Genomic DNA, 24,094 nt, shown 5'->3' on the forward strand with positions numbered 1-24,094 from the left:
AAGGATTATAGGAGGTTTATTTCCGTTTCTCCGTATTACTGTAAAAGTTTTATACCATGTCAGCATATGCGTATTTATGGTTGATGTAAATAACATTGTGAATAAGATAATGGGTATTGCCGGAGAATTAGGAATTGCAGCATCAGTTGAGGAGTATGGGCGTGAGAGAGTCGTGATTCTTGAGATTGGCGAGGATTTCAGCATTTATGTCTCTATAGTTTGTAACAGTGAATGCGATATTGAGTACGCCATTGGTGATGAGAACTTCACGTTTAAGTCAAGCAGTATTGAGTTATTGAGGAGGGCTGTGGAGATCATTGAGAGGATAAATAATGAGGCCACCAGGGCCTAATGTCATCATAGCTTTAGGTATACCCAACCCTCATCCTGTTTACGTACAATCTCCGCAACACCAGCATTGACTATTTTAACGCCATCTATTAATCGATCCTCCGTTATGTTTCTACTCCTCATAGAGTTCCTACAAGCGACTATTGCGACTCCGCGTCTCATTAAATCCCTTATCCTACTCTCAACACTGCTATCTCTAATAACGGCGTTTATTGCGGATTGATGAAAGACCACCTCAACTTCCGCTTCAGGAATTTCATTTATTAGGTTGTTACATGAGGTTAGTGTTTGATCTATGTTGTTAATATCCGAAACCTGTACCACGACCCTCAGCATCAGAATCACATTTAGAAATTAACTTAAAGAACTTCCCCGGTTAATCACGGTTGATGAGTGAGGCTAACATAACCCTGCCTGACTTTAACATCATCAGTGATGTAAGGGGCGTGTTGAGTGGTGTAAGGATGAGTTTAGCAGGTAATCAGTGGTTCGTTATTGATGAGTTAATGGGGTTCCTAAAGTCAATGGAATTTAACGTGTATGTTGAGACCATACCACCAGGCCTTGTGTTAAGGAGGGCATTGGGTGAGCCCCTCGTTATTGGTGGCTTGGTGATCGACGTTAAGCCTGAAATAGTATCGTTACCAACAAGCATGCTTAGTGGTTTAACGGTCAAGGATAGGTTTGAGTATGTTGAGAATGACTTAGCGATAGCGTACGTCGGCGAGCCCGTGAATGATTGGTGTGAGTTAAGGGATAGAAGGGTTGCAGTTCCGAACCCTGTCACGGAGGGTATTGGTGCATTATTTAGGGAGATATACACTGAGTACTGTGGTGATTACTCAGAGTTTGTTGGCAGGGGCTCGGTGTACTTAACGAGGATACACCATAGGGAAATACCTGAATTACTCCGTAATGGATTAGTTGATGCAGGGGTAGTTTGGAGGACAGAGGCAATTTACTGGGGCTTTAAGTACACAGTGCCCAGTAGGAATAGGGTTAGTAGATTATCCTTCGCATTAATGCCATGGGCAAGCAATGATGCCGTTAAGGTCTTCGAACTTTTACGTAGTGACAATGTTAGGCGTATGTATGAGAAGTACGGGTTTAGGTGGATTGTGGGGCATTAATTATCTTCAATGATGTAGAAAGACTTAACGTAATCAGGTTTAACCTAATGATTTAAGGCATTCATTAAGTACTTCTGCCAATCTACCTCCATTTATCTTAAGTTATGCCGTTTTAATGAAAAACCCTACTAAAGGCCCATAAGCGTGTTGTTATACTTAAGTAACATTTCCTTCATCTTAAGAGCGTCCTTCTCCAGGAGTGGGGACTCGTTTATTATCGTTATCTCGATATCCTCACTAGCCAACTCCTTCGCCAGAGGCTCGAATGGTGGATTATTCGTGTCTATGGGTTCATGCTCATCAACCCACTCACCCTTCCTGTACTTAACGCATGTGAAGTGGGTGTGCATTGGCTGGTTGCCGAAATACTCATGCCACATGTTAAGCACAGCCCTATAATCAATGGAACCGCCATTCCTGGCGAACACATGCCCCCAATCAATGACGGCAACGACCTGTGAGTGGTTAATCTCCTTAACAAGCCTAAAGGTCTCCTCCAAACTGCCGAATTGGCTTTTTCTCGCCATCACCTCGAGACCAAGCTTAACATTCTTAATACCGTTCTCCTTCATCCAATCAATGATCCTAAGAACACCATCCCTAACGGCATTATAGCATCCCTCCGGACCGAGTTTGCCGTAGTACGCTGGATGGAAAACAACCACGGTCGCGCCCATCGTCTCACCCCTATCAAGGGATTCCTGAAGCCTTGTTAAGCTGGTCTCAACCTTATCCTTCTCCTCACTACACAGGTTTATGAAGTATGGCGCATGCACGGACAGCCTAACACCAAGTTCTCTAGCAACCTCACCAGCCTCCTGCGCGGCCTCCCTGGTCATCCTAACGCCTTGCACAAATTCAACTTCCATGGCGTTTAAGCCGACCTCTCTCACATACCTAATACCGTCTATTGTACCCGCACTCCTCTTTTTCTCCTTAGCACCTATTGGAATCCCGGCAGGTCCAAGATATACCCTAGCCATTGAAGTAGGCATTGCGAACAAAACTAAAGAGTTTTGCCTCAGAAATCACTCAATAAATCAAAGATAATACACTACCTCACGCGCCTCCTCGCCCTAATTACTAACTCACCTGAAATGCCCGTCATTCTTAAGTACGATACCCAGGGCAATATCAAGTGCAAGCGGGTAGTACTGGTCAACGATCTTAAATACCTCATTGACATCAAATGCGAAGACCTCGACATTGGGTGGAGTATCCAGCAAGGAGTCTCCTGTGCGGTGATTCATTAAAGTTACCTACGACAACGACATCCACATCACTATCCTCAGCAAAGTCACCCCAGCGTAGGAACCGACTAAGGATACCGTACCACGAACCTTATCGGCAACCTGCCTAGTCAACTCCAACGCTCTATTCCTCAACTCCTCACGCTATCTAATAATCCCCTCCATAAATCCTCAACAAACATTATAATTCCCTCAGCAGCCTTAATAGCCATTTCCGCATCACTACGCGTACACCCTCGCTCCAAGCATCAACGTACCTAGTCGGTACATAGAACTTATTGAACAACTTGCCCAAATCCATTATATCATTAGAAACTTGAACTTTAGTTCATTAAGTAGGTGTGTAATAGAGTGGCTCCTAGTGGGCTTATCAATCCCATAAAGAATGGCATTTACGGCTAATTCCGATGCTTGGTGTGCCTTAAAGCATGCCCAATTATAGTCTCTTCACTCCTCATCACCCTTCGCTGGCTCCAGCGTCATTCTTGTCATTAATATCCACCTATTAAGCTCTTCATTATCCATATTGATGTTCATGCATTCTCTATGTTGGTAATATACCTGGTCACCCAGGTCAGCACACGTATTGCCCAAGGTGCGGTGCAGTGTTGATTAAGAGGATTGAGGATAGGGTCGTTGATGTTAAGTTAGCTAATTATAAGTGCCCTAGATGCGGTTATGAGATAAGGATTAGGGGGCTTCATTGGTGGGTATGGTAATCTATACAGGAGGTTTGTATAGTCAATGCTAGGTCTTTTCCTTGGATCATCCCCAAGGCTTCACCCAGGCTTAACCAGGGTGATCTACCTTGGGGACTCATTACTACTTCATTGTTAATCCTCTCTAGGCTTAGTACGTGTATAATGACTAACTTAATAAGGGAGCCCATTATTAATGGGCTATCAATACTTGTGTCTTACCTAGGTATTACTTAACATATTCATAGACTAGGTTACCCTTATCGTTAAGTCTCTTTCTAATCTTACCCTTACTACTTAGGCTCTCTATAGCCCTGAGTATATCGGCAACCCTGAGACCCCTGGACTTGCCCCAGGCCATTAACTCATCCTTAGTAATAACACCCCTACTAATTATGTGGCTTAACACCATATCCTCAACACCAGGTGGTTGTTGAGGAGAAGCCTTTTCGGTAACCTTAGCCTCTGCTACATTTACCTCAGCTGGCTTGGTTATGGGCTTCGTCTCGGCCTTTGGCTTCTCCTCCGCGCCATAGAGGAATGAGGTTATTGATGCCGTACTCTGCTCCTTACCTTCCTCCTTCTTCCTAGCTCTTCTGGACACAACTTATTTTCCATGAATTTAATTTAATAATACTTACTATTACCATCCATGGAGGTATTACGAAGCAATTACTTATAAGTGGGTTGCATGTCAATGCTCACGATGAGTAGTTCAGAGAGTAGGGTTTGGGCTGCGATTGCATGGGCTCTCCTGATAATTGGGGCTATAGTGGCCTTAATCATTAGGCCTAGGGATGATTATGTTAGGTACTGGGCCGTGGAATCCATTGGATTTACAATAGTCATTATTATTGCCTGGATACTCGTGGAGATTGTATCAATAGTATTCGCATTCACGATAGTGATACCCTTAATACTAAAGGTGCTCTACGTACTTGGCATATTCTTGGCATGGATAATTGGCGTGTTTAAGTCATTGACAGGTGATTACTGGAGACCGCCAATTATTCATGAAACCAGCGAGTGGGTTAAGAGGGTTTTACGACTATAAATCCTCATGTAAAACCTTAAGCTCAAGTAACCTGGCAAACTCCTCAAGCTCCCTCCTAAAGTCACCGTAAATCACCACCCTATGCCATCCACTACGCCAACGCCAATTACGAACAACATTGGTAACATTGCCACTGCCTATTAGCTTCGTTGCGCAGGCCTGTGGTGCATATTCATTATTTACGGCTTTAGACACGTGAATTGTTAATAATCGTTCCTCAGGGTTAAAGCCAACAACCGTTACTGGTTCATTCGTGGGTAATTTAACATGTACTGACGCGTGCTTAGTCCCTAGGTGTGCCTTCGTTATTACATAAGGCACCTCAGGTCTATCACTGCCATGCGGATTTGTTGGTGCGTAATAGTGATGGTATATGAATTCACTTCTTTCCTCATCAACACCTACATTCACCACAAAGCCATTCCTATTAAGTAAGTACTTGGCAATTAGTATAGGCACTGCGGCGTATGGATCAGCCTCGCAAATCGGTATTATCCCATCATACCAAAGCTGCATGTAGCCGAGGCATGGCCACGCCCTCAAAAGGCCTGTGTTATAAAGTACTATGCAGTCAACAGCAACTGCACTAACACCCAACTCCCTCACGGCATTCCTCATGGCTACATAAAGCTTAGCCGAGTTCCTAGTCTCATCCATTGTGTCATCATAGACAGCCTCGGCATACTTAACCCACCTATTTGTCCACTCATCGGCTTCATCATCACTGACCCTATCGAAGAACCTAGTCCTGAACTCATTTGCATCCATTAACACCGGCGTGACTCCAGTTATTGACTGTATTAACCTGAACACACTATACATGTCAGTATTAGGACCAAACTGCCAGTATAGGTGTGATTTAAGGCTTGGCGAGACAATAAATAATACCTTACTCATCCTCAGCCTAGCCAATGCCACTAAATACCTGACCTTATTAATCGCAGCCTGACTAGCCAGGTTGCGTGTGGAAACCCCGATGACTGGGTAACCCTCACTCAACGCCTTACTAACTCCAAGCATATATTCGCCAGCACCTGCATAGGCCTCGGAAATAACTACGACTGGCTTACCGCTCCTAATTATCGGGTCTATAAAGCCCATTAATGAGTTAAGGGTAACAACAACATAACCTACGGCATTCCCCTCAACATTTAAAAATGCCTGAACATCGACCGGCTCCCTAATGTCATAACTCAAAAACTCAACATGTGGGTATGATAACCTAAGTGCATTGAGAAATACGGCTTTTTCGTCTTCAATAATTTTCGTAGATCTTGACGGACCACCCAAGTCGCCAATTACAGGGTCTATAAAGACCACCGGTATCCTTATCTTCGGGTTCATATGGATTAATCATTACTTGGCGTATTTATTTTTATTTTCTTTAAATGAGAAATTGAATATCAAGGTTAGATAATTGAATGAAACCTGTTTTTCTTAGAAAATTGAAGAAAAACTTAAATAGGAGAAGTTTGTTCTTCATTTAATGAATTACAAAATAAATAGGGGTAATATGGACCTTTCACACATATTCATAGTAATCACTTTGGTCGCTTTAGCAGTCGCAATACTCGCTCCATTTCGCTTTAATATCAATAGTCTAGGGCAAACGGTATACTCACTAATGAGCGGGTGGAGCACTAACGAAGGAGTTAATCCAAGCTATGTGGAGACTAGCGCAACAATGAGTAAATCGTATGACATGGTCGTTATAACAATAAGCATTAGTAATAATGGCAATAACCAATTAATATTGGGTGGCACAACAATAATTGGAACCGCACAGTGTAACCTGGAACCCTCAATAATAATACCGCCAAAGAGCACCGGTGAGATAACGCTATCTATCTATACGATGAATGGCACAACAATGGACCCAATAACCGTGAATGTAGGTGGCAATGCATACACATCGGGAATGCCACAAATATTCTGTTACGGCTCTCACCCTGATCTCTCAGGAAATAATGAATTCACGGTAGTATTCAGCACAATGAATAATGGTAATATTTACGTAAATGTAAATCAAAATTAGTTTAATTTTTGATTTTTGTTTTCAATTAAAATTATGTCTCGCCTGATGTAACTACGATGCTCGTACCCTTACTGGTCTCAATGCCCCATATGAACCAGGCAATAGCTGCCGCAAGACCCATAGTCCAAACACCAGTATTAAGTATTAGGAATTGACTTAATGATGCAGAAACGGCCCATATTGTCTCAGGAATTAAGGAGCCAATCGATATTGTCCTAACGAGGCTAACGAATGTACCTCTACGCTCAGTTGGCCAAAGCTCACCCTTAAACGTATCCATTGCAAGGTATTGAATACCAATGAATATATTCAGTATGAAGTCCATGATCAGGAAAAAGGTGAAATTACTAACTATGGGTTTCATTAATGCAATAATTGCGTAGGTCGTGACAGCGGCTCCACCTGTAGAGAACAGCAAAATAACCTTTCTACTAAATTCTATCAGCAAAGGGCGCTATGAATAATCCACCAATAAACTCGGCTAATGCCGTTATTAATATTATAAGAGCAGTCTGACTACTAAAATAAATAGGTCCAACCTCGTATGAGAGAAGGCCGAAGCCAAGGTCATTAGCAGTCATCATTAATACTGCAACAATGAACCTAAACCAAAGTGGTGGATGAATAATGGGCTTGCTCACCTGTATCTCATTAATAGGAAGGTTACCTGAATCGAGCTTAACCCCATAGTACTTCTCAACCTCTCTAATCGCATCATTAATCCTACCCTTCCTCTCCAACCACCTTATGGACTCCGGCATCTTCATCCTACTAATCACCAACACGATGAGTATCACAATGCCTATAATCCCAATGGCAAGCCTTTGATAAAACGGCCCAATCAACTGAGTATTCAGGCTTATGAAGGACACGAGCATAAGCCCAACATTTATGAAGTTTATCAGAAAGAAGGCGGCCTTACTCCTGTGTCTTCTCGGCATTACCTCATGCATATCGGTCAATATTACATTCATCTCACCACCAGCCGCCGCAAGCATTATGGCTAGGGTGATGAGTAGTGATATGTAATTTGATATGACCAGTGTTGTCACTATGAACAACGCAATACCAACCGCATACATAGACATGGTCAAAATGAAGAGTCTCTTCCTACCAAACCTATCGGAGAGAGGACCAACGAATATTAAACCAACTATTAGCCATAGGAATGGCCATATCAAAGTCAGTGCAGTTAGGTATGACGGGAGTGAGAACCAGCCTGTGGCGATTGGAGCAATACCGACTAGGTATGCCTCAAAGAGGAGGCCAAGGGCGAAGGCTATGAATGACCAGGTATGTGCGCTTGACCATTTAAGGTCCTCTATAGCCCTGAAAACCGACACGTCGTTAGCCATATGCATCGTCAATAACTAATCATTATTAAAGAATTATCCTAATAAGGATGATTGTAATATATAATGTATATTTAAGCAGTTATACCGTGTAATTCTTATGAACCAAGAATAGTTTTTATTTTCAGCGCACATGAATTTATAGAGAATTAATGAGTTTAAGCCCTGATGAGAAGAAGGACTTCTTAGGGCATTAGAGGAAGATGAGTAGTTTAGGTTGGCTGTGGTGGAGTTACTCGGCATTTCTGATGTTCAGTCTTCAATTAAGCAATTAATTAATGCGGTTAGTGACTTGAATAAGACCGTTCAGAGGCTTGTGGAGGGTGAGGTTACGGTAACACTAAGGAGTATTGAAGAAGTCAATAGTCAATTAGAGAAACTCAACACCTCCGCCATAGCCGCTGAGAAATTCACTGGTAAGAAAACATACCTTAAGCTACTTGCAGTTGAAAATGCACCAAGTGAGGTGTCACAATACTTAACAAGTAAGGCTAAAGGGCAGGAGATCTACTTAATTATTGAGGGAGTATGAGAAATCATAGTGTTGTATTTATTAGTATATAGTTTATGAACGATTGTAACGGTTAATAAATAGGTTATAATTATTGTAGAATTGAACATTAATTAGCAATAGAATATAATCGATAACTATGCGCGCGCCCGACCCCACTCACACATGGAAATCATAGTTAATAAATGATCCTTATTATTACTTGGTTCTATGATTTTATTAGTTTTTTATTTACATTATTTTTTATCAATATTATATTTTAAATTGCCTTTGTATTGCGTTTTTGATCAATTGCTTTTTGAACATTATTTCAGATTTGTAGGAAGTATTTTATGTTTCGTCTTTGATTATTTATAATATTTTCCGTGATCTTCGTGGAAGTAAAAATTTAAATATTGGTCTCTTTTTGATATAAAGTGCATGTCTAAGTTAGGTATTGAGGTTAACCTTGCATTGAGGGATTTTGTAAATAATACTGGCAATGAGGTTTTAGGAGCTATGATTATTCATCGAAATGGCTTTATTATTTCCTCGGTAATGAGGGATAGTATCAATGCTAAGTCATTGAGTGCTGTTTTCGCAGCCGTTAAGGGAACTGTTGATAGGATGCTTAGTAAGTCAGGCATTGGCAATACAAACCTACTCCTATTTAGGGCGAGTAAGTATCTTATTACCATGTACCCAATAAACAATGAAGTAGTCCTAGTTAGTCTTGCCCGTGAAGACTCAAACCTTGGATTAATACTCATGGGTCTGGATTACGTCAAAGAAAGAATAGAGAAAATACTCCATCAATAACTAGTCACGCAATTTTTAACAATTCACAGTCGTAGCGTATGCATTTAAGTATATGTGCATCAATTTTTAATTTATCACTTATCCACTTCAGGAAATTAATTAATTGTTTCATCTTATTACTATCCTCATCAATGACTATCACTATAAGTCCTGCTCGTAAACCACCATATTGATAAGCCAGGGCCTGGCCAACACCATAATGAACCTTATCCTCACATTCAACTTCATAGGCAATACCATTACACATCAGGTCAGGTTTAACATTAATGAATCCAAGGTTTATTGGGTACGATTCATCGCAATTCAGACGACGAGCTATTATTGCTACGTACTCTTTTTCCCTACAAAATTTCGCCATTTTAACACCCTAGTTTAATGAGCTACTTCGACAGGTGCCATTTCTGAAATGAACTGCATTAATGATTCGTAATAAGCCTTGAACTGCTTTATAGGCTTTATTTTATCTTCTTCCTTATACTTTCTGGTGTATAGTGGGCCGTCCTCCACATATGAATCTAGGGAAATGTCATCCACATGTTTAAATCCCACAAATTCTGTGTTTTCCTTGCCGTAATACTTATCAGGTTTATTATTAGTTAATGGCCGAATATTTGGGAATGCCTTACTTACTATTTCTTTTGCTTCACGCCAAGTTTTCATGACGTCTTGAGCCTTCATATTTGATCTATATTGGTTAACAATGTATGATACTAGGCTGTCATACCTCTTATTGCTTGGTACGAATATTTTCTGATTATATAGCATATCCATAATTTGCCTAAGGAAATCTATGAATTTAGTAATCTCCTGAATGCCAGGTCTCGTGATAGCTACATAAAGTGGAGCTAATGAAAATGTCATTTCAAAGAATTGATATACCCAATTGGGTGAGTCTAGAATTATTACATCGAAGTCGTAACTCATCTCTTCCATTATTTTATCAACGAGTACCTTAAGTAATGATCCCCAATTTGGTACATTTTTGATATCGTTACTAATTTCGTCTAAGTTACCTCCAGGTAATACGTGGAAAGCTGCGTTATTTCCTGGTATTTTATGCTGATGCAGGCATTCGCTAACTGTGGGCATATTCCTTGAGTAGCCCCTGCTGTAATCAACGAGCTTTTTCATTAGGGTTTTTAAATTGCATTCGTCGAATGTCCTACCCAGTAATACACGGGTTGCCATTGCTGATGGATCGAAATCTATGAATAGGACCTTGCGACCATCGATAGCTAAAGATGCGGCTGTGTTTATAGCTAGAGTTGTTTTTCCTGCACCGCCGCTTGCTGATATAAATGCTATGGTAAACATAATAATTGTTTATTTTGGTATACTTCCTAATAAGTTTTATGTTCAATTGTAGAACACAAAACATTTATTAATTTCTCATTATCTCGATCAGGCAGGTATGTGTAGGTTTGTTGTTGCTGTTGGCAAGTTCAGCAATGCTAAAGAAACGCTAGTCAGTATAGGTAGGAGCCTAGTGCAGGCAGCTTCAATGGACCCATATGGTAAGGACTTCCTTAATGAGGAAAAACATAGCGATGGTTGGGGAGCCCTTCTTATCAGGGTTAATAATTCATCTACTCTGCATCACAGGAGTGTTAGGGCTATATTTATGGATGATGCAATTAATATTGTAAGTGGTTTTCTAAGTAGTGCGTATGATAGTACTGTTTTAATGATGATGCACGCCAGGGCAGCAAGTACCGGTACGCCAATTAATGTGTTCTCGACTCATCCTGTTAAGACCGAGACTGCTGATGGCTTTGAGCTTTACATGATTCATAATGGCTCGTTTTACAGGGATGATATCGCCAAGGAGGTCGGTATTGGCAGAGATTATGCAGTTAGGTTTAATGATACGTATATAGCGAACCTAGCTCTCGCGAGAAGGATTAAAGGCGACATCACTAGGGATGACTTGAGTTGGATACTAAGGTTCACCAGGTCTGGAGCTAATCTTGGTATTGCATTAGTTAGGGATGACTTGATTAGTCTTATTATTGGTAGTTATTATAGGGTTGTTGATGATTATAAGAAAACCCTTAGAGAGGAGTATTATAGGCTTTATCGATGTGAGGTACCTGGAGGCTTTGTTTACGCATCATCAACAGTAATTGATTATTATAAACCGAACATCGTTGGTAATTGCTATGTATTAGATAATGGCGAATACCATAAATATTACATTCATGGTGATGGCACGATTAAGCAGGTTGATTCATGGAAACTTTTAATATGATTAAACGTAATTGCTGTATTTACGTTGCTCCTCGGGTCTTACAATCCACCTATCAATGTATCTACTCATATTCTGTATTACAACAATCCTACTTGCTTCATCCTCATCCATGTGTCTGAAGTTACCACCCAATCTGTTAATCTCATCAAGTAACTTCATAGCCCACTCCCTAACCTCCTCATGCCTAAGCATGTCACTCCTCTTTAATCTGAAGGTTGAGTGCCCTAGGTGCATGTAGGACTTAACCTCAATGAAGTGTGGGTTGCCGATTAGCATGAGCTTTGCGAATTCGGATATGTACTTGAAGTCGTAGTTAAGGCTCCTTATCAGGGTTATCCTAATAACGGTCCTCGTATTCAACCTACTAAGTAACTCAAGGCTCCTCAACCACCTCTCCCATGCATCCTCCCTATACATAACCGGCACATTAATCCTATAGAACAACTCCTTATTCGGCGCATTGCATGACAGGTAAAGCTGCGTTGGCAATGCATCCTCACGTTGCATTCTCTCAAGCATTTCTGGGTGTTCCCCGTTCGTGACTATGAACACGGACTTGGTACTCGGTAAACCCTTGAGGTACCTAACGAGCTGCGGTAGCTTTGGGTACAGAGTTGGTTCTCCGGATAGCGATATTGACCAGTGTGTTGGCACCAAGGCCTCCTTAGCCCTGTCCTTGGACTTTGGGTTTCCGAAGTAGCCAGTCAATAGCCTATACCTCTCCCTAAGTATTCCTTGAACAATCTCCTCGGGATCATCAACCAAGTCCTCACTGGGTATGAAGGAGTCAAAGGACTCGGTCGGCCTCCAGCAGTAGACGCACCTATTACTGCATATCATACCCACCGGGCTAAACTCAGCGCATCTATGTGAGCCACCGGCTGGCGCACCGTAGAACTTAAACTTATAACAGCTCTGTCCCTTTACAAGAGCGCTCTTTGTCCAGTGACATAGCTCCACCGTAGAGTGGTTGTAAATTCCATAACTTGCCTTTATCAACTTAGCCCTTGTGTCATCAGTAATGCGTATCCTAATCCTACTATTAACCTCATTAATAACGTGATACCTCAGTGTCTCCTTAATCACTTGGTCAATCCTCTCCATCGCTATCAAGCAATTAATGTCCAAACTTAGAATTATAAACTTTTATTTGAAGTTAAATAACGCCACCACCAATCCTCTTCCAAAGCGCAGAATACCAGTTTGGTGTCCTTAAGTCATTAATCCCAACAGACCTATCGGGTGTATACGGTTTAATATCAAGTATCGGTGTTCCATCAAATAGATCAAGCCCAGAAACCCTGAGGAATCTACCATCCCTATTAACGAGCTTAACAATACTAAGTCCAATTGGATTGGGTCTATGTGGTGAATCGGTGGCGAATACGCCGATCTTAGGCAACTCATTAGCAGCAATACCGAACCTCACAAGTCTTCTAGGCCTAACAACAAGTACCTTCTGCTGTTCCTTAGTTACTTTATTAAGTAGTGAAATTATTATTAGATGTGAGAATCCATCAATATTCCTTAACCCATCAATGAACTCATCAAAGATCTCAATTAATCCATCAACACCCATAGGTGAGGACTTTACCACATCATCATTAAGCCCATGCTTAACAATACCAATCGGCCTTAGAAATAGGTCATTATTGGTATTAGTTATTACGAAATACCTGGATAGCTCATTATAAGCATCATTATCTCTAAGTAATTCCATTATTAATGCATTCAGTAATCCATATCCTTTAATCGTATTTATAAATTCCCTTATATTCACAATCCATGAATCATTAAAGCGCCACTTTAAATATTATTGCCAAGATATTCCCATATTTTTAAGGACTAGAATGAAGAGAAAAATTAAAAAGAGAAAACAAATAATTGATATATAATGTTCACAGAGAAAATCAGAAACGCAAAATACAGTAGAATAGCGCTGATACTAATGTTCATGGCATTAGCCATAAGCGTATTAGTGCTAGCTGACGTAGTTTATTATTATAAAGGTGTGATAACTGCTACGGTATCCCAGGCACCACTAACCTTTTTCCCAGGCCCCAATGGTTACGTACCACCCTACATAGCAACAAGTATAACGCCAACAGGGTTCTCATTAACAATACAATTAACCAACGCCTCATATGCCTATTACTACCAAGTGCTTGGGATGAACGTGTACTCCTGGTGCTGGCTCTACGTAACTAACGTAACAGTAAGTAATGAATTAATAAATAACCTGTGGCTATACATAACAACACCACAAAACCAAACATACTGCATACTGCCAGTAATTTACAAGGCAATGCCTACACCATTACAAACCTATCAATCATGTACAGCAGGCTATTGGAAAAACCATGCCTCAATACCACCATGGTCCTCACAATACCCACCAAATGAAACCCTTGGCTCAGTATTCACTGCATTAAACCAATACTGCACTGAACTAAGCAACTACACACTGCTCCAGGCGCTATACTTCCCGAGTGAAGGTCCATATAAACCAAGTAGTTATTGTGGTAAGGTTGAGCTATTGCTATTTCAGGCGGTTACTGCACTTGAGAATTCCGCCACAATGAATTACCCATTAACGTCAGATGAAGTCATTACAATGACTAATAATGCCATATCAAGTACTAACATAACAGAAGTTACTAATTTACAGAACTACTTTAATCAGCTAAATGAGGAGTATGAGTATGCCTGCTCACCAGGATCTCATTACGTAATTATACCACCAACAACTGGATGCACATTACAACCAGGTACGTACTATATCTCTGTGTTTGTTCAACCAATAATTCCGCTATATATTGGACAAAGTGAATCAATAGATTTTTATTTAGCATGTAATGTTGTTAATAATGAATCAATACCATTACCTCCAGTTGCAGGTTAGTTCTTGATTATGTTCATTTTCTAAAACAATGAAGAATAAATATTACTAAAAATAAATACCTAATTTATAAGAAAAGTTTAAAAAGAAAAACTTAACATATTAATTGTATGAGAACATTTAAAATAAATGGAAAAACAAGAAAATACCTACTAATAGCAGCGATAGCTCTAATGTTAATCAGTGTTGTTGCACTAGCTGATGTGATCTATTACTATAAGGGTGTAATAACGGCCTCAGTATCTCAAGCACCACTAACCTTCTATAGCGGTAAGAACTTCACGTATACGACGCCAACGGGCACCACATGCACCGTACCATTAAATAGCTATGCAGGCAATTACGCGAATTTCACAGCGACATCCCAGGGATTCACCGCCAAGATACAACTTACTAACGCATCATATACCTACTTCTACCATGCACTTGGATTACTTGCTAATACGCCAGGCTGGATATACATAACTAATGTTACAATTAGTGGCACACCAATAATTGAGCAGTTAACAATAGTTATTCAAAATGCATATACTGGGCAGTCCGTCTGTAGTTTCACGATAATAGCAAATGCAGAACCAATACAAGGAACAACTAATGCCTGCGCATTGAATACAGGGCCTTATCTCATATCAGTAATAGCTCAACCAATAGCGTCGTTAAGTACTGGCGAATCTGAAACAGTGACACTATACTTTGGTTACAATATTATGAGTAATGCGACAGTGCCATTACCACCAATTAGCGGTTAGTAATTTGGTTGATTAAAATGACCCCCTTCAAAACCTTTATTTTATTATCCATAATCCTAACATTAATAGCTCTCATAATAACCTATGGCGCGGTTAAATTCACATCAAGTATACACCCGGCAACCATGATCACACCGTATGTAGATGTTGAGAATACAACAGTATCGGGTGAAGGTCTAATCGTTAAGCTAGTTATAATTAATGCAACAGGTAATATAACAATCACGGGAGGATACGCAAGTATCCTTGAAACAGGACAATCAGCACAATTAAGTACCATTGGGCCTCTAACTCTTGAAGCAAAGTACCCGTTATTACCTCAATATGTTAACCTAAGTACCATAGGAATTAAGGGCTTGGTTAGTGGAACGTTTTATGGCGACCCAATGTACATAGGCTTCTTCCTGGTTGCACCAATAAGCGTGAGGATCAATACCTGGATAAGTAATGTGGAGTATAGTGATTGCATACTTAATATATTGATTTCATACTCAACACCAGTACCAATTATGATAAATGAAATATCAAACATTACCCTAGTAGATGATACTCAATCATCATATGTATTTTATGTAATTGGTAACATTCCATTATCAACATACATAACCCCTGGCATTAACAATACAGTCATTACGATTAACCTAGGCACTATTCCGAATGCCAGGGTTTTCTCCTGCTCATTAGTGAACGGTCATACCTATACCCTGTACTTACCGGTTAGTGTTACCTATGTTTACCCAACCATTAATATGACGTCGCAGTTAACGTTATATAGGGTATTCATAACTGGTGGTTAGTGTGAGGCTAGAAGTTATCATTCAATTGATTATTGCATTGATATTCGTAATCTCTTGGTTCTTAGCACCGCTTTGGTGCTTAAGGTCCAATATATATACCCAGGAATTAACACCACTCGGCTTCTCCATAACCTTCCTAGGCCATAAGTACTTCCTAATCCTACCAAATTCAATTGCAGCACTTATCTATGTGATTACTTCAGCATTAATACCAATTGCCTGGAGAAATAGCAGGTATTCCCTCTACCTATCTCTATTCACGTTATCATTAGCCATTATGTTAATAATCACAGTATTCATCTTCCAGAGTAGGTACTTATTCTACGGTGGTTATTCGGTGCTTAGTACGGAGACCGGTTACATGTACATTAGAATACCATATACCACGTACTTTGGAATACCATTATACATATTGGTATTCTTAATCATAGTAACTTCAGTAAATGCAGTAACTAGGGCTAGGTGGATTACTGTGAGGAGGATGACAATCATTGAGGAGACATTGCTAATGGTGAGGTCTGAAGGCCCCATCAACGCAATTAGGAAAGCTCTGGATAGGATTGGTATTCAGTATTCAATAATTAATAATGCATTGATTATTGGGGATATGGCAATTACGGCAAGTAATACGGGAAGACCTGAAGGTGTTAAGGAATACTTATCATTTACAGATAAAGGTTTCATTTACTTTGATGGATCATCGATCACGGAATTAAGTACTGAACAGGGAATAATACTGGCCATCTCCAAAGCGCTTATTAAAGGTAAACCAGGCAAACCATTGGCGGGTGAATATGCGTAAGCTATTTTTAATAATCATGATACTGGTTATGGCGTTAATAGCCCTAGCAAGCGCTGTATATTATAAATACGTAACGACATCAATCAATGTAACAAACCCACCAATTAGTATAGAACAAGCTCAATCTCAGTACATAAGTAATTTCATAAATAGACCAACAGGTCTTTACATAAGTGCTTCAATTAGTAAATCAGTAATTATTTACGTTAATAATACGGGAACCATAAACATAACCCTGGCAAGGGTAATCATTACACGCCCAATAACAGTAGAACTTAACATAAATGCGCAGGAACCAGTGCAATTAACATTAATGATACTTAATGCAAGTAATGCTTTGGTAGCGATGTACCCTAATGATACGATCTTTAACCTAAATCCCGGTAATTACATCATTATTGAGGAGATACAATTACCAATGAACTTCACGGGAATGACAACAGTAAGTGGAACATACATTGTTATGATTAAAGGAGTTGAATTTGTATACAACCTCAACGAGGATATCAATATTACCAATTAACGTATCATAATCACTTTTGCGCATTTTATACTTTTTAATTTAAAAATTAGATTTATAAATACTAATTATTATTGGAAATATTCCGACTATATTATTATTTTATAAAATATTATTTCAATAGTAATAGAAATATTTAAATACTAAAAATAGAAAGTAAAATAATTGTGAAAACAATATTCATGGCATTGATACTGGCATTAATAATACTCGCCATAGCTAACGTAATGGCCTCAGCACAGCAACAGCACTATTACCATTTATTTAATATTCACATTCAATTAACCAACGCCTCATATATTTATTATAATGACGCCGAAGAGATAAACATCCCACAGACTGAGGTAATCAGGCTCGTGAATGTTTACTACCTTGGCAATGGCATTAATAATGTCTGGCTGTATATCCAAAGACCCGATGGTCAATATGTGGGAATACTACATGTAATAAATAATGGGAAATCATACACGGATTCAAAGGAAATTCTGCTGTCGCCAGGTAACTACTACATATCCATTCTCATACAACCAAGTCCTGTGGTTAATTATGGCGATAATGCCACAATAACTATATACTTCATAATTACGCACAGTTAAGGGTCCTGTTCATAATTATTATACTCACGAGTTAGTAATTTAGCCTTAAACAATACACAGCAGTAATGACAAGTAATTATGGGTATTTTGAGCAATTTAATGAAAAAATGGCCAGGATATATAGGCTTCTAGATACGTTATTATTATGGGGCTATAGAATAACGGCAAATACACTTAGGAAGTACGTGAAACCACCTGCAAAAGTGCTCGAAGTAGGACCTGGCACGGGTAGGTTAGCCAGCATATTAAGTAATAATGGTTATTACGTAGTTGGTGTTGACGTAAGCCTACCAATGCTTAGGCAGGCCAGGAGGTTTTGGAGACCTGACTTTGTTAACGCAGGTAGTTGGGCATTACCAACCATACCGGAGAGGTTCGATGCAGCTGTAGCTATGTTCACATTACATCACTGGGGCGACCACACATCATCCATTAGGAATATACGTGATTCGTTGAAACCCGGCTCAGTATTCATAGTTGTTGAGGCCGATGCCGATAGAGTCAGGGCATTAGGGGATCATTCATGCAATGAAAAATGCCTAACCAGTGTATTAACTCCTTACTTTGACATTAAGTTCACTAGGTCGTTCCTATTAATAATTGCAATCGGCAGGAGGTTAAAGTAATTAATTAGGTGAGAATTTAATAATGAATGAGCGGTGTATACGTTAGTAAATTAAAGAAAAGAGCGCTGAGTATGCTTAACTCTATGTGAAGGATGCGATTGCGATATTTATTAATGATGGAGGATCAATAACCGTTGTAAATAAGGAAAGTAATAACGCAAGACCCAATTGGGCCGCTGCAAGGACCTTAAGTAATCCCTTATTTGTGGCTTTACACCCTATGCTCTTCCTTAATTGTGTTGTAGCCTCCATAGGTCTGCCTCAAGATTCAGTTTAGTATGGCAATATTTAAGTGTTGCAACTCGTTGAGGAATACGTTAAATACCCTCTCATTAATATAGCATGTGGTTTCATTAGACGATTTAAGCAGCATCATTAGGGATGTTAAGAGTTTAATTGATGATGCCATAATAATATATAGAAGGATTCGCTGGTCAATGATTAGGTTTGCTAATAATGAACCTACGATAGCAAATAACTGGGTAACTCACGAGACAGCGATATACATTGCCAAGTCAAAGAGGTATTTAACGGCGTCACTCTCAATTGCCGACATAAATATTATTAAGAATAAGGTCTATGAGTTAATTAAGGAGTTAAGTAACATACCTGAGGATGAGTTCTATGTACCATTAACCCACGGCGAAAAGCCAAGTCAACTAATTGGTAAGTATGATAATAGGATTGAGAGAGAAACCGACAAGTTAATTGATGGATTAAATGATGCAATTCAAGCATCACTCGGTGAAGGTTCACAGAGGAATGCCGGTGCAATGACATTTGGTGTTGAGGAGCGTTACTACGTTGATAGTGCTGGGCTTGAGCTTGAGGATAGTGCATCCTTCGTGACACTCACAATTAGGGCCTTTATTGATGATTTAACTGCCACGTCAGTGTCTATATCCAATACTCTGGATGGGTTTAAACCAAGAATTGCGGGTGTCGAAGCAGGTCACTTAGTAAGGCTGGCCAAGGATTTACCCGAGGAGAGAGTAAGTAGTGGTAAGTATAATGTGGTTCTTGGTCCGTTGGTATCGGGTCATTTATACGGTGTAATGATGGCTATGTGGTTTAATGCATATTCCGTAATAACTGAGATGACAGGTATATCTAAGAGTGATATTGGCAATTCAATAGCTAGTGAGGGACTATCAATAACTGACCTATCGAATGACCCAAATGCATTTGGGTCTGAGTCCTTTGATTACGAGGGTAATAAGGCGATGAATGTGGAGGTTATAAGGAAGGGTGTGCTCACTGGGTTATTGCATAATAATAGGACAGCTGTTAAGTTCGGCACAATCAGCACAGGCCACGCAGTTGGTAATTGGTTAAGGCCTAGGCCAAGGCATGTTGCGATAAGCACAGGACGATTGTCCAATGATGTTGAGGCTATAGCGGTAGAGCTTGGTAATGGCATTGTAGTTACTAATAATTGGTACACGAGGTTCCAAAACGTTAAGGAGGGCGTATTCTCGACTGTCGTCAGGGACGCAGCCTTCCTTGTTAGGAATAGTAAGTTAAGTGCTAGGGTACGTGGATTAAGGATTGCGGATTCCTTCAGGTCATTACTTAGGAACTTCATTGACTCAAGTAAGGAGGCTAGGCAGGTTTATTGGTGGGATTCACCACTACCCGGCACGGCACCGTACGTATTAATCAGGGATTTAAACATATCGAAGGGCACTAGCGCGGAGCCTTAAAAACCCTAACATTAGTTACCCTGAATGTGGGTCCGCCTAAATAGACTGGTACCCCCTGCTCTGGGTTACCTTTGCCGCAGGTTCCTGGGTAGAACCTGAGATCATTGGCCACCGCATCCACGTTACTCCATAATGTCTTTGTGTCGACTTCGATGAATGGTTCCCTAACCATGAACTTCAAGTCTCCATTCTCTATGTAATATGCCTCAAAACCTCCATAACGCCCAAACCAGCGTTTATCATCAATGTTCCACTCAGTGTATGAAGCAATGTACAGTCCCCTCCTAGTCTCCCTGATTACTTCCTCAGGCTTCCAATTACCTGGCGCTAGGTACGTGTTTGCCATCCTCGGTATTGGCTCCTTATCGAACTCGCTAGCTCTAGCGGCGGCATTGCTTGTTAACCCGATATATGATGCGTACTCCCTATTCATTAGGAATTCATTAATCATGCCATTCCTAACTAGGAACCTTGGCCTGGCAGTGACCCCCTCCTCATCGACTATGTAGAAGCCGTAGCTATTGGGTATTGTTGGATCGTCAATTATTGTGACCAGGTCACTACCAATTTTATAACTGCCTAGGTAGTCTGGTCTGGCATACGATTCGCCGGCCTCAGCGCCCTCCCTACCCATGATCCTATCTAACTCCAGCGGGTGGCCTATGCTCTCGTGAACCATTATACCCGCCAACTCAGAGCTTAGTACTACGTCCATGGCCTCGTCATGAGGAAGTGGCTTAGCCTTGTCAAGCACGTCCTTAATAACATTGACTTCCCTGTCAATCTCATCCTCAATATCACTCAACACCTCAAAGCCACCTGAACCACCAAACTCAATATTTCTCTGGAAACTGCCGCTCTGTGGGTCATAGGCTATTAATGAGCCGAATAGGTAGACTCTAGGTATCTTACTCCTAACATAGGCTCCATCGCTAGTTACAATTAGCTTCTCGGTAACTGTAGCGCTAAGGAATAGGTTCCTAACCCTAATCCTGGACTCAACATTAGTGTGAGTATCAAGCTCGCTCAAATACTTAATCAGATACTCATTCGATAAATCCTCAACCTTAACCCTCTGACTAATATCATACGAAACCCTGGCAAGCCTCTCCCTACTAATCGTCGCCTTCCTCCTCCTAAGCCTAGCCACAGACCTAGCCAATGACACAGCCCTACCCACGGCATCTCTGACAGAATCCCAATCAGTACTACTCGTAGCAGCGAAACCCCACATACCATTAACCAAGACCCTAATCGAAATACCACCATAGGAGTAGCTGCTTAATGATTGAAGCGCTCCATTCCTAACATTGGCAAATCTAACGGTATCAACCTGATACCTAACCTCGGCATACGAAGAACCGCTGCTCAGGGCTAAATCAAGGACCTTAGTAATGGTATCCTCAGATAGGCTCATTAGTATAAGACTTTTAGCTGGATTTATAGATATTACGTACTGTTTCTATTACTCAGATTCTTACACAATATGCTATAGTAAGTATTTGGTTGTGGAATGTCTCTTATGATTATTACCTTGTTATCTTGCAGAACCAGGTATATTGAACCGCAGTTAAAATGTTTGGCGAGTATGCCCTGGGATATGAAACAATCAATTATTTCTGAAGCATTTACGGACCTAACTCCTATTAATCCTCTTATGATTATATGGCCCTCATTTATACAATACTTGTGCATTCTTTTCCATAGCATATACGTGCTAAGTAATATGTACCATAGAATCACAAAGATTATGTAATTTATAAACTTTGATGGTACTATATCGAGAAATAATGAGAATATTACTAAAATTATTGTGCCTTTAATAAGTGTCTTCATTACCTCAGGTTTAATACAATTATCATAATTTGGCATTTAGACATAGTTAATGAAGTAAGACTTTAAAAATATTGAAATCATATATTAAATCATTAAATATGGCACTTCTTGAAGTTAGGAATCTAAGTGTGGCCTATAAGACACCGCTTGGTATTGTTCATGCGCTTGAGGACGTGACCTTTAGTATTGATAGGGGTGAATCATTGGCAGTTGTTGGTGAGTCTGGAAGCGGTAAGTCAACACTGGCATTGGCTGTAGCTAGGTTATTACCGCCAAATGCAGCATATGCTAATGGATCCATAATATTTGATGGTTTGGATCTATTGAATATGAGTAATGACTCAGTTAGAAAAATAAGAGGCACAGGCATATTTATGGTATTTCAGGAACCAGCAACTAGCCTAAATCCTGTATTTAAGATCAAGGATCAATTACTAGAAGCATTAAAGGTAAGATATGAAAGAGAGGGTAATAGTTTTGATGAAAATAGGGCCATCGATGAAATAATGAAAGTACTGAGAGATGTTAGGATGACTGATCCTGAGTTAATAATTGATAGATATCCTCATCAATTATCCGGTGGGCAAATACAGAGGATTATGATAGCCATGGGATTACTCATGAGGCCCAAGTTGTATATTGCTGATGAACCTACATCGGCACTAGACGTTACTGTACAAGCACAAATACTTAAGTTACTTAAGGATTTGAAGAGAGATTATGGTATTTCAATCCTGTTTATAACCCATGATATAGTGGTTGCATCAATAATAGGTGATTCAATCATGGTATTATATGCCGGACAATTAATGGAGCTAGGAACCATGAAAGATATTATCTATGAACCAAGGCATCCATATACACAGGCATTGCTGAACAGCATACCTAGGGTAAGTAAGGCTGAGGGTAAATTACCAATGATAGGCGGTTCCGTACCCAACCTAATGAATCCACCAACAGGATGTAGATTTCACCCAAGATGCCCAAATGCTAAGGATGTATGTAGTAAGGTAATTCCAAACCTTGTTAGAGTAGGTAATGTATACGTGAGGTGTCATTTGTATGGTCAATGATGTGATCATAAGGACTGAACACTTAACCAAGGTGTTTTTGGCTAAGAATTACGGTATAATAAACAAGATCTTAATGGAAAAGCCCCTCTTTGTTAGGGCCGTGGATGACGTGAATATTGAAATCATGAAGGGGAAAACAACGGCACTTGTGGGTGAATCTGGAAGTGGAAAAACAACACTAGGTAGGTTATTAGTCACACTTGAATATCCCACATCAGGTAAGATATACTTTCATGATATTGATATCACAAACGTAAGAGGTAGGAATTTGCAAAACGTAAGGGCAAGGTTGCAAATGGTGTTTCAAGATCCATATTCAAGCCTTAACCCAGTAATGAGAATTAAGGACATAGTAGGAGAACCACTAAGAAATAGGGGCGTTAAGGGTAAGGAGCTTGACGAGACAGTGGCTAAAATAATGCATGAAGTTGGGTTGGATTACTCATCATTAGCTACAAGAAGGCCAAGCGAACTATCAGGTGGACAAAGACAGAGGGTTGCCATTGCAAGGGCTTTAATTACCAATCCAGAATTCGTGGTCCTTGATGAACCAACCTCAGCACTAGATGCCTCTACGCAAGCTCAAGTACTCAATCTATTACTCGATTTGCAACAGCGCCATAACCTAACATACCTACTAATAACTCATAATATAGCTGTGGCCAGATATATGAGTGATATCTCGATGATTATGTATATGGGTAAGATCATGGAAATAGGAGAAACTGGAATAATCCTTAAGGAGCCACTACATCCGTATACGCAGGCACTTATAGAGTCAGTACCCGATATAGCCAAGCCAGATTTAAAGCCGCCAACAGGGGAGGTTGGTAGCCTCGTTAATCCACCAAAGGGATGCAGATTTTACCCAAGATGCCCATTCAGAATGGATATTTGCAAAGAAAAGGAACCACCCATGATAAAAACAGAGAAGGGCATTAGGGTTTCGTGTTGGTTATATGTAAAGAAATAATTCCATATAATGTTCATATGATAAATTGTATTTTTTCACACGGAAATAGATAATAGTGTAATAACCATTTTATAATTGAATTGAACATGGAAA

At 40.1% G+C, this 24,094-nt stretch carries 34 protein-coding genes; 17 read left to right on the plus strand and 17 right to left on the minus strand.

Going from position 1 to position 24,094, the window contains the following annotated elements; genetic code table 11:
• Nucleotides 1–76 precede the first annotated feature (76 nt).
• Nucleotides 77–352, plus strand: coding sequence for a hypothetical protein (locus VMUT_RS11155; RefSeq protein WP_013605518.1), 276 nt, complete (start codon nucleotides 77–79; stop codon nucleotides 350–352).
• A gap of 5 nt (nucleotides 353–357) precedes the next feature.
• On the opposite strand, the gene VMUT_RS11160 is transcribed toward VMUT_RS11155, so the two are convergent.
• Nucleotides 358–687: a DsrE family protein gene (locus VMUT_RS11160; RefSeq protein ID WP_013605519.1), complete on the minus strand. Its 330-nt coding sequence runs from the start codon at nucleotides 685–687 to the stop codon at nucleotides 358–360.
• A gap of 53 nt (nucleotides 688–740) precedes the next feature.
• On the opposite strand from VMUT_RS11160, the gene VMUT_RS11165 reads away from it, so the two are divergent.
• Nucleotides 741–1,481 (plus strand): substrate-binding domain-containing protein, encoded by a 741-nt coding sequence (locus VMUT_RS11165; protein ID WP_013605520.1) that lies wholly within the window; start codon nucleotides 741–743, stop codon nucleotides 1,479–1,481.
• Nucleotides 1,482–1,609: 128 nt separating this feature from the next.
• Here VMUT_RS11165 and VMUT_RS11170 read toward each other — a convergent pair whose 3' ends face one another.
• From VMUT_RS11170 to VMUT_RS11180, 6 genes are all read right to left on the minus strand, one after another.
• The gene (locus VMUT_RS11170) at nucleotides 1,610–2,464 is read right to left on the minus strand and encodes a TIM barrel protein (RefSeq protein WP_048057050.1); all 855 of its coding nucleotides are present in this window, start codon (nucleotides 2,462–2,464) and stop codon (nucleotides 1,610–1,612) included.
• A gap of 105 nt (nucleotides 2,465–2,569) precedes the next feature.
• Entirely contained in the window at nucleotides 2,570–2,731 is a 162-nt protein-coding gene (locus VMUT_RS13160; protein ID WP_237699659.1) for a hypothetical protein, read from the minus strand.
• Between the two features lie 9 nt (nucleotides 2,732–2,740).
• A complete protein-coding gene (locus VMUT_RS13290; RefSeq protein WP_258167463.1) occupies nucleotides 2,741–2,866 on the minus strand; it encodes a hypothetical protein in 126 nt (41 codons plus the stop codon).
• Between the two features lie 165 nt (nucleotides 2,867–3,031).
• Complete coding sequence (locus VMUT_RS13360) at nucleotides 3,032–3,118, minus strand: hypothetical protein (RefSeq protein WP_308507382.1); 87 nt, start codon at nucleotides 3,116–3,118, stop codon at nucleotides 3,032–3,034.
• A gap of 60 nt (nucleotides 3,119–3,178) precedes the next feature.
• On the minus strand, nucleotides 3,179–3,325 hold the full coding sequence (locus VMUT_RS13365; RefSeq protein ID WP_308507375.1) for a hypothetical protein: 147 nt from the start codon (nucleotides 3,323–3,325) through the stop codon (nucleotides 3,179–3,181).
• Nucleotides 3,326–3,658: 333 nt separating this feature from the next.
• Nucleotides 3,659–4,033: a hypothetical protein gene (locus VMUT_RS11180; RefSeq protein WP_013605523.1), complete on the minus strand. Its 375-nt coding sequence runs from the start codon at nucleotides 4,031–4,033 to the stop codon at nucleotides 3,659–3,661.
• Between the two features lie 102 nt (nucleotides 4,034–4,135).
• Here VMUT_RS11180 and VMUT_RS11185 point away from each other — a divergent pair, with 102 nt between their 5' ends.
• Nucleotides 4,136–4,483: a DUF4870 domain-containing protein gene (locus VMUT_RS11185; protein WP_148224768.1), complete on the plus strand. Its 348-nt coding sequence runs from the start codon at nucleotides 4,136–4,138 to the stop codon at nucleotides 4,481–4,483.
• Here VMUT_RS11185 and VMUT_RS11190 read toward each other — a convergent pair.
• Nucleotides 4,478–5,827: a fucose isomerase gene (locus tag VMUT_RS11190; RefSeq protein ID WP_013605525.1), complete on the minus strand. Its 1,350-nt coding sequence runs from the start codon at nucleotides 5,825–5,827 to the stop codon at nucleotides 4,478–4,480. The genes VMUT_RS11185 and VMUT_RS11190 overlap by 6 nt on opposite strands.
• Nucleotides 5,828–5,969: 142 nt before the next feature.
• On the opposite strand from VMUT_RS11190, the gene VMUT_RS11195 reads away from it, so the two are divergent.
• On the plus strand, nucleotides 5,970–6,518 hold the full coding sequence (locus VMUT_RS11195) for a hypothetical protein (protein ID WP_013605526.1): 549 nt from the start codon (nucleotides 5,970–5,972) through the stop codon (nucleotides 6,516–6,518).
• A gap of 31 nt (nucleotides 6,519–6,549) precedes the next feature.
• On the opposite strand, the gene VMUT_RS12355 is transcribed toward VMUT_RS11195, so the two are convergent.
• Both VMUT_RS12355 and VMUT_RS11200 read right to left on the minus strand, forming a co-directional pair.
• Nucleotides 6,550–6,936, minus strand: coding sequence for a hypothetical protein (locus VMUT_RS12355; protein WP_148224769.1), 387 nt, complete (start codon nucleotides 6,934–6,936; stop codon nucleotides 6,550–6,552).
• 13 nt (nucleotides 6,937–6,949) lie between these two features.
• Complete coding sequence (locus VMUT_RS11200; protein WP_052298550.1) at nucleotides 6,950–7,873, minus strand: MFS transporter; 924 nt, start codon at nucleotides 7,871–7,873, stop codon at nucleotides 6,950–6,952.
• A gap of 223 nt (nucleotides 7,874–8,096) precedes the next feature.
• On the opposite strand from VMUT_RS11200, the gene VMUT_RS11205 reads away from it, so the two are divergent.
• Nucleotides 8,097–8,402, plus strand: a complete 306-nt coding sequence (locus VMUT_RS11205; protein ID WP_237699660.1) for a hypothetical protein — start codon at nucleotides 8,097–8,099, stop codon at nucleotides 8,400–8,402.
• A gap of 399 nt (nucleotides 8,403–8,801) precedes the next feature.
• The gene (locus VMUT_RS11210; protein WP_013605528.1) at nucleotides 8,802–9,179 is read left to right on the plus strand and encodes a roadblock/LC7 domain-containing protein; all 378 of its coding nucleotides are present in this window, start codon (nucleotides 8,802–8,804) and stop codon (nucleotides 9,177–9,179) included.
• A gap of 4 nt (nucleotides 9,180–9,183) precedes the next feature.
• Here the strand turns inward: VMUT_RS11210 and VMUT_RS12725 are convergent, their stop codons facing one another.
• Nucleotides 9,184–9,537: a hypothetical protein gene (locus VMUT_RS12725; protein WP_048057051.1), complete on the minus strand. Its 354-nt coding sequence runs from the start codon at nucleotides 9,535–9,537 to the stop codon at nucleotides 9,184–9,186.
• A gap of 14 nt (nucleotides 9,538–9,551) precedes the next feature.
• Nucleotides 9,552–10,493, minus strand: coding sequence for a ParA family protein (locus tag VMUT_RS11220; RefSeq protein WP_013605530.1), 942 nt, complete (start codon nucleotides 10,491–10,493; stop codon nucleotides 9,552–9,554).
• A gap of 97 nt (nucleotides 10,494–10,590) precedes the next feature.
• On the opposite strand from VMUT_RS11220, the gene VMUT_RS11225 reads away from it, so the two are divergent.
• On the plus strand, nucleotides 10,591–11,427 hold the full coding sequence (locus tag VMUT_RS11225) for a class II glutamine amidotransferase (RefSeq protein WP_013605531.1): 837 nt from the start codon (nucleotides 10,591–10,593) through the stop codon (nucleotides 11,425–11,427).
• Here the strand turns inward: VMUT_RS11225 and twy1 are convergent, their stop codons facing one another.
• Together twy1 and tsaA are read right to left on the minus strand one after the other, a co-directional pair.
• Nucleotides 11,428–12,531, minus strand: coding sequence for a 4-demethylwyosine synthase TYW1 (twy1, locus tag VMUT_RS11230; RefSeq protein ID WP_013605532.1), 1,104 nt, complete (start codon nucleotides 12,529–12,531; stop codon nucleotides 11,428–11,430).
• A 52-nt stretch (nucleotides 12,532–12,583) separates the two neighbouring features.
• Nucleotides 12,584–13,207: a tRNA (N6-threonylcarbamoyladenosine(37)-N6)-methyltransferase TrmO gene (gene tsaA, locus VMUT_RS11235; protein ID WP_013605533.1), complete on the minus strand. Its 624-nt coding sequence runs from the start codon at nucleotides 13,205–13,207 to the stop codon at nucleotides 12,584–12,586.
• A gap of 114 nt (nucleotides 13,208–13,321) precedes the next feature.
• Between tsaA and VMUT_RS11240 the strand changes: the two genes are divergently transcribed.
• The 7 genes from VMUT_RS11240 to VMUT_RS11270 all read left to right on the plus strand — a co-directional run bounded on the left by VMUT_RS11240 (nucleotide 13,322) and on the right by VMUT_RS11270 (nucleotide 18,416).
• Nucleotides 13,322–14,329, plus strand: coding sequence for a hypothetical protein (locus VMUT_RS11240; protein ID WP_048057052.1), 1,008 nt, complete (start codon nucleotides 13,322–13,324; stop codon nucleotides 14,327–14,329).
• 107 nt (nucleotides 14,330–14,436) lie between these two features.
• Nucleotides 14,437–15,075, plus strand: a complete 639-nt coding sequence (locus VMUT_RS11245; RefSeq protein ID WP_013605535.1) for a hypothetical protein — start codon at nucleotides 14,437–14,439, stop codon at nucleotides 15,073–15,075.
• A 17-nt stretch (nucleotides 15,076–15,092) separates the two neighbouring features.
• Nucleotides 15,093–15,872 (plus strand): hypothetical protein, encoded by a 780-nt coding sequence (locus VMUT_RS11250; protein WP_013605536.1) that lies wholly within the window; start codon nucleotides 15,093–15,095, stop codon nucleotides 15,870–15,872.
• A gap of 1 nt (nucleotide 15,873) precedes the next feature.
• On the plus strand, nucleotides 15,874–16,674 hold the full coding sequence (locus VMUT_RS11255; RefSeq protein ID WP_048057053.1) for a hypothetical protein: 801 nt from the start codon (nucleotides 15,874–15,876) through the stop codon (nucleotides 16,672–16,674).
• Nucleotides 16,667–17,197, plus strand: coding sequence for a hypothetical protein (locus tag VMUT_RS11260; RefSeq protein WP_148224770.1), 531 nt, complete (start codon nucleotides 16,667–16,669; stop codon nucleotides 17,195–17,197). The genes VMUT_RS11255 and VMUT_RS11260 overlap by 8 nt, the downstream gene beginning before the upstream one ends.
• Before the next feature lie 164 nt (nucleotides 17,198–17,361).
• Nucleotides 17,362–17,790: a hypothetical protein gene (locus tag VMUT_RS11265; RefSeq protein ID WP_013605539.1), complete on the plus strand. Its 429-nt coding sequence runs from the start codon at nucleotides 17,362–17,364 to the stop codon at nucleotides 17,788–17,790.
• 65 nt (nucleotides 17,791–17,855) lie between these two features.
• Nucleotides 17,856–18,416: a class I SAM-dependent methyltransferase gene (locus VMUT_RS11270; RefSeq protein WP_013605540.1), complete on the plus strand. Its 561-nt coding sequence runs from the start codon at nucleotides 17,856–17,858 to the stop codon at nucleotides 18,414–18,416.
• An 81-nt stretch (nucleotides 18,417–18,497) separates the two neighbouring features.
• Here the strand turns inward: VMUT_RS11270 and VMUT_RS12885 are convergent, their stop codons facing one another.
• Complete coding sequence (locus VMUT_RS12885; RefSeq protein ID WP_013605541.1) at nucleotides 18,498–18,668, minus strand: hypothetical protein; 171 nt, start codon at nucleotides 18,666–18,668, stop codon at nucleotides 18,498–18,500.
• 92 nt (nucleotides 18,669–18,760) lie between these two features.
• Here VMUT_RS12885 and VMUT_RS11280 point away from each other — a divergent pair, with 92 nt between their 5' ends.
• Complete coding sequence (locus VMUT_RS11280) at nucleotides 18,761–20,119, plus strand: TldD/PmbA family protein (protein WP_013605542.1); 1,359 nt, start codon at nucleotides 18,761–18,763, stop codon at nucleotides 20,117–20,119.
• Here VMUT_RS11280 and VMUT_RS11285 read toward each other — a convergent pair.
• The gene (locus tag VMUT_RS11285) at nucleotides 20,103–21,536 is read right to left on the minus strand and encodes a TldD/PmbA family protein (RefSeq protein WP_013605543.1); all 1,434 of its coding nucleotides are present in this window, start codon (nucleotides 21,534–21,536) and stop codon (nucleotides 20,103–20,105) included. The two genes, VMUT_RS11280 and VMUT_RS11285, sit on opposite strands and share 17 nt — an antisense overlap.
• 32 nt (nucleotides 21,537–21,568) lie before the next feature.
• On the minus strand, nucleotides 21,569–21,991 hold the full coding sequence (locus VMUT_RS11290; protein WP_013605544.1) for a PH domain-containing protein: 423 nt from the start codon (nucleotides 21,989–21,991) through the stop codon (nucleotides 21,569–21,571).
• A gap of 62 nt (nucleotides 21,992–22,053) precedes the next feature.
• On the opposite strand from VMUT_RS11290, the gene VMUT_RS11295 reads away from it, so the two are divergent.
• Together VMUT_RS11295 and VMUT_RS11300 are read left to right on the plus strand one after the other, a co-directional pair.
• A complete protein-coding gene (locus VMUT_RS11295) occupies nucleotides 22,054–23,028 on the plus strand; it encodes an ABC transporter ATP-binding protein (RefSeq protein WP_013605545.1) in 975 nt (324 codons plus the stop codon).
• Nucleotides 23,018–24,001, plus strand: a complete 984-nt coding sequence (locus tag VMUT_RS11300; protein WP_013605546.1) for an ABC transporter ATP-binding protein — start codon at nucleotides 23,018–23,020, stop codon at nucleotides 23,999–24,001. Before VMUT_RS11295 ends, VMUT_RS11300 begins: the two co-directional genes overlap by 11 nt.
• The last annotated feature ends 93 nt before the right edge of the window (nucleotides 24,002–24,094 follow it).

It is taken from the genome of Vulcanisaeta moutnovskia 768-28 (assembly GCF_000190315.1).
Taxonomy (GTDB): Archaea; Thermoproteota; Thermoprotei; order Thermoproteales; family Thermocladiaceae; genus Vulcanisaeta; species Vulcanisaeta moutnovskia.

Bases quoted from the DNA above. Each gene is read 5' to 3' on its own strand.
- VMUT_RS11155 (WP_013605518.1), top strand. From the start codon at position 77: ATGGTTGATGTAAATAACATTGTGAATAAGATAATGGGTATTGCCGGA.
- VMUT_RS11160 (WP_013605519.1), bottom strand. From the start codon at position 687: ATGCTGAGGGTCGTGGTACAGGTTTCGGATATTAACAACATAGATCAA.
- VMUT_RS11165 (WP_013605520.1), top strand. From the start codon at position 741: ATGAGTGAGGCTAACATAACCCTGCCTGACTTTAACATCATCAGTGAT.
- VMUT_RS11170 (WP_048057050.1), bottom strand. From the start codon at position 2,464: ATGGCTAGGGTATATCTTGGACCTGCCGGGATTCCAATAGGTGCTAAG.
- VMUT_RS13160 (WP_237699659.1), bottom strand. From the start codon at position 2,731: ATGAATCACCGCACAGGAGACTCCTTGCTGGATACTCCACCCAATGTC.
- VMUT_RS11185 (WP_148224768.1), top strand. From the start codon at position 4,136: ATGAGTAGTTCAGAGAGTAGGGTTTGGGCTGCGATTGCATGGGCTCTC.
- VMUT_RS11190 (WP_013605525.1), bottom strand. From the start codon at position 5,827: ATGAACCCGAAGATAAGGATACCGGTGGTCTTTATAGACCCTGTAATT.
- VMUT_RS11195 (WP_013605526.1), top strand. From the start codon at position 5,970: ATGAATTACAAAATAAATAGGGGTAATATGGACCTTTCACACATATTC.
- VMUT_RS11200 (WP_052298550.1), bottom strand. From the start codon at position 7,873: ATGGCTAACGACGTGTCGGTTTTCAGGGCTATAGAGGACCTTAAATGG.
- VMUT_RS11210 (WP_013605528.1), top strand. From the start codon at position 8,802: ATGTCTAAGTTAGGTATTGAGGTTAACCTTGCATTGAGGGATTTTGTA.
- VMUT_RS12725 (WP_048057051.1), bottom strand. From the start codon at position 9,537: ATGGCGAAATTTTGTAGGGAAAAAGAGTACGTAGCAATAATAGCTCGT.
- VMUT_RS11220 (WP_013605530.1), bottom strand. From the start codon at position 10,493: ATGTTTACCATAGCATTTATATCAGCAAGCGGCGGTGCAGGAAAAACA.
- VMUT_RS11225 (WP_013605531.1), top strand. From the start codon at position 10,591: ATGTGTAGGTTTGTTGTTGCTGTTGGCAAGTTCAGCAATGCTAAAGAA.
- twy1 (WP_013605532.1), bottom strand. From the start codon at position 12,531: ATGGAGAGGATTGACCAAGTGATTAAGGAGACACTGAGGTATCACGTT.
- VMUT_RS11240 (WP_048057052.1), top strand. From the start codon at position 13,322: ATGTTCACAGAGAAAATCAGAAACGCAAAATACAGTAGAATAGCGCTG.
- VMUT_RS11245 (WP_013605535.1), top strand. From the start codon at position 14,437: ATGAGAACATTTAAAATAAATGGAAAAACAAGAAAATACCTACTAATA.
- VMUT_RS11250 (WP_013605536.1), top strand. From the start codon at position 15,093: ATGACCCCCTTCAAAACCTTTATTTTATTATCCATAATCCTAACATTA.
- VMUT_RS11260 (WP_148224770.1), top strand. From the start codon at position 16,667: ATGCGTAAGCTATTTTTAATAATCATGATACTGGTTATGGCGTTAATA.
- VMUT_RS11270 (WP_013605540.1), top strand. From the start codon at position 17,856: ATGACAAGTAATTATGGGTATTTTGAGCAATTTAATGAAAAAATGGCC.
- VMUT_RS12885 (WP_013605541.1), bottom strand. From the start codon at position 18,668: ATGGAGGCTACAACACAATTAAGGAAGAGCATAGGGTGTAAAGCCACA.
- VMUT_RS11285 (WP_013605543.1), bottom strand. From the start codon at position 21,536: ATGAGCCTATCTGAGGATACCATTACTAAGGTCCTTGATTTAGCCCTG.
- VMUT_RS11290 (WP_013605544.1), bottom strand. From the start codon at position 21,991: ATGCCAAATTATGATAATTGTATTAAACCTGAGGTAATGAAGACACTT.
- VMUT_RS11295 (WP_013605545.1), top strand. From the start codon at position 22,054: ATGGCACTTCTTGAAGTTAGGAATCTAAGTGTGGCCTATAAGACACCG.
- VMUT_RS11300 (WP_013605546.1), top strand. From the start codon at position 23,018: ATGGTCAATGATGTGATCATAAGGACTGAACACTTAACCAAGGTGTTT.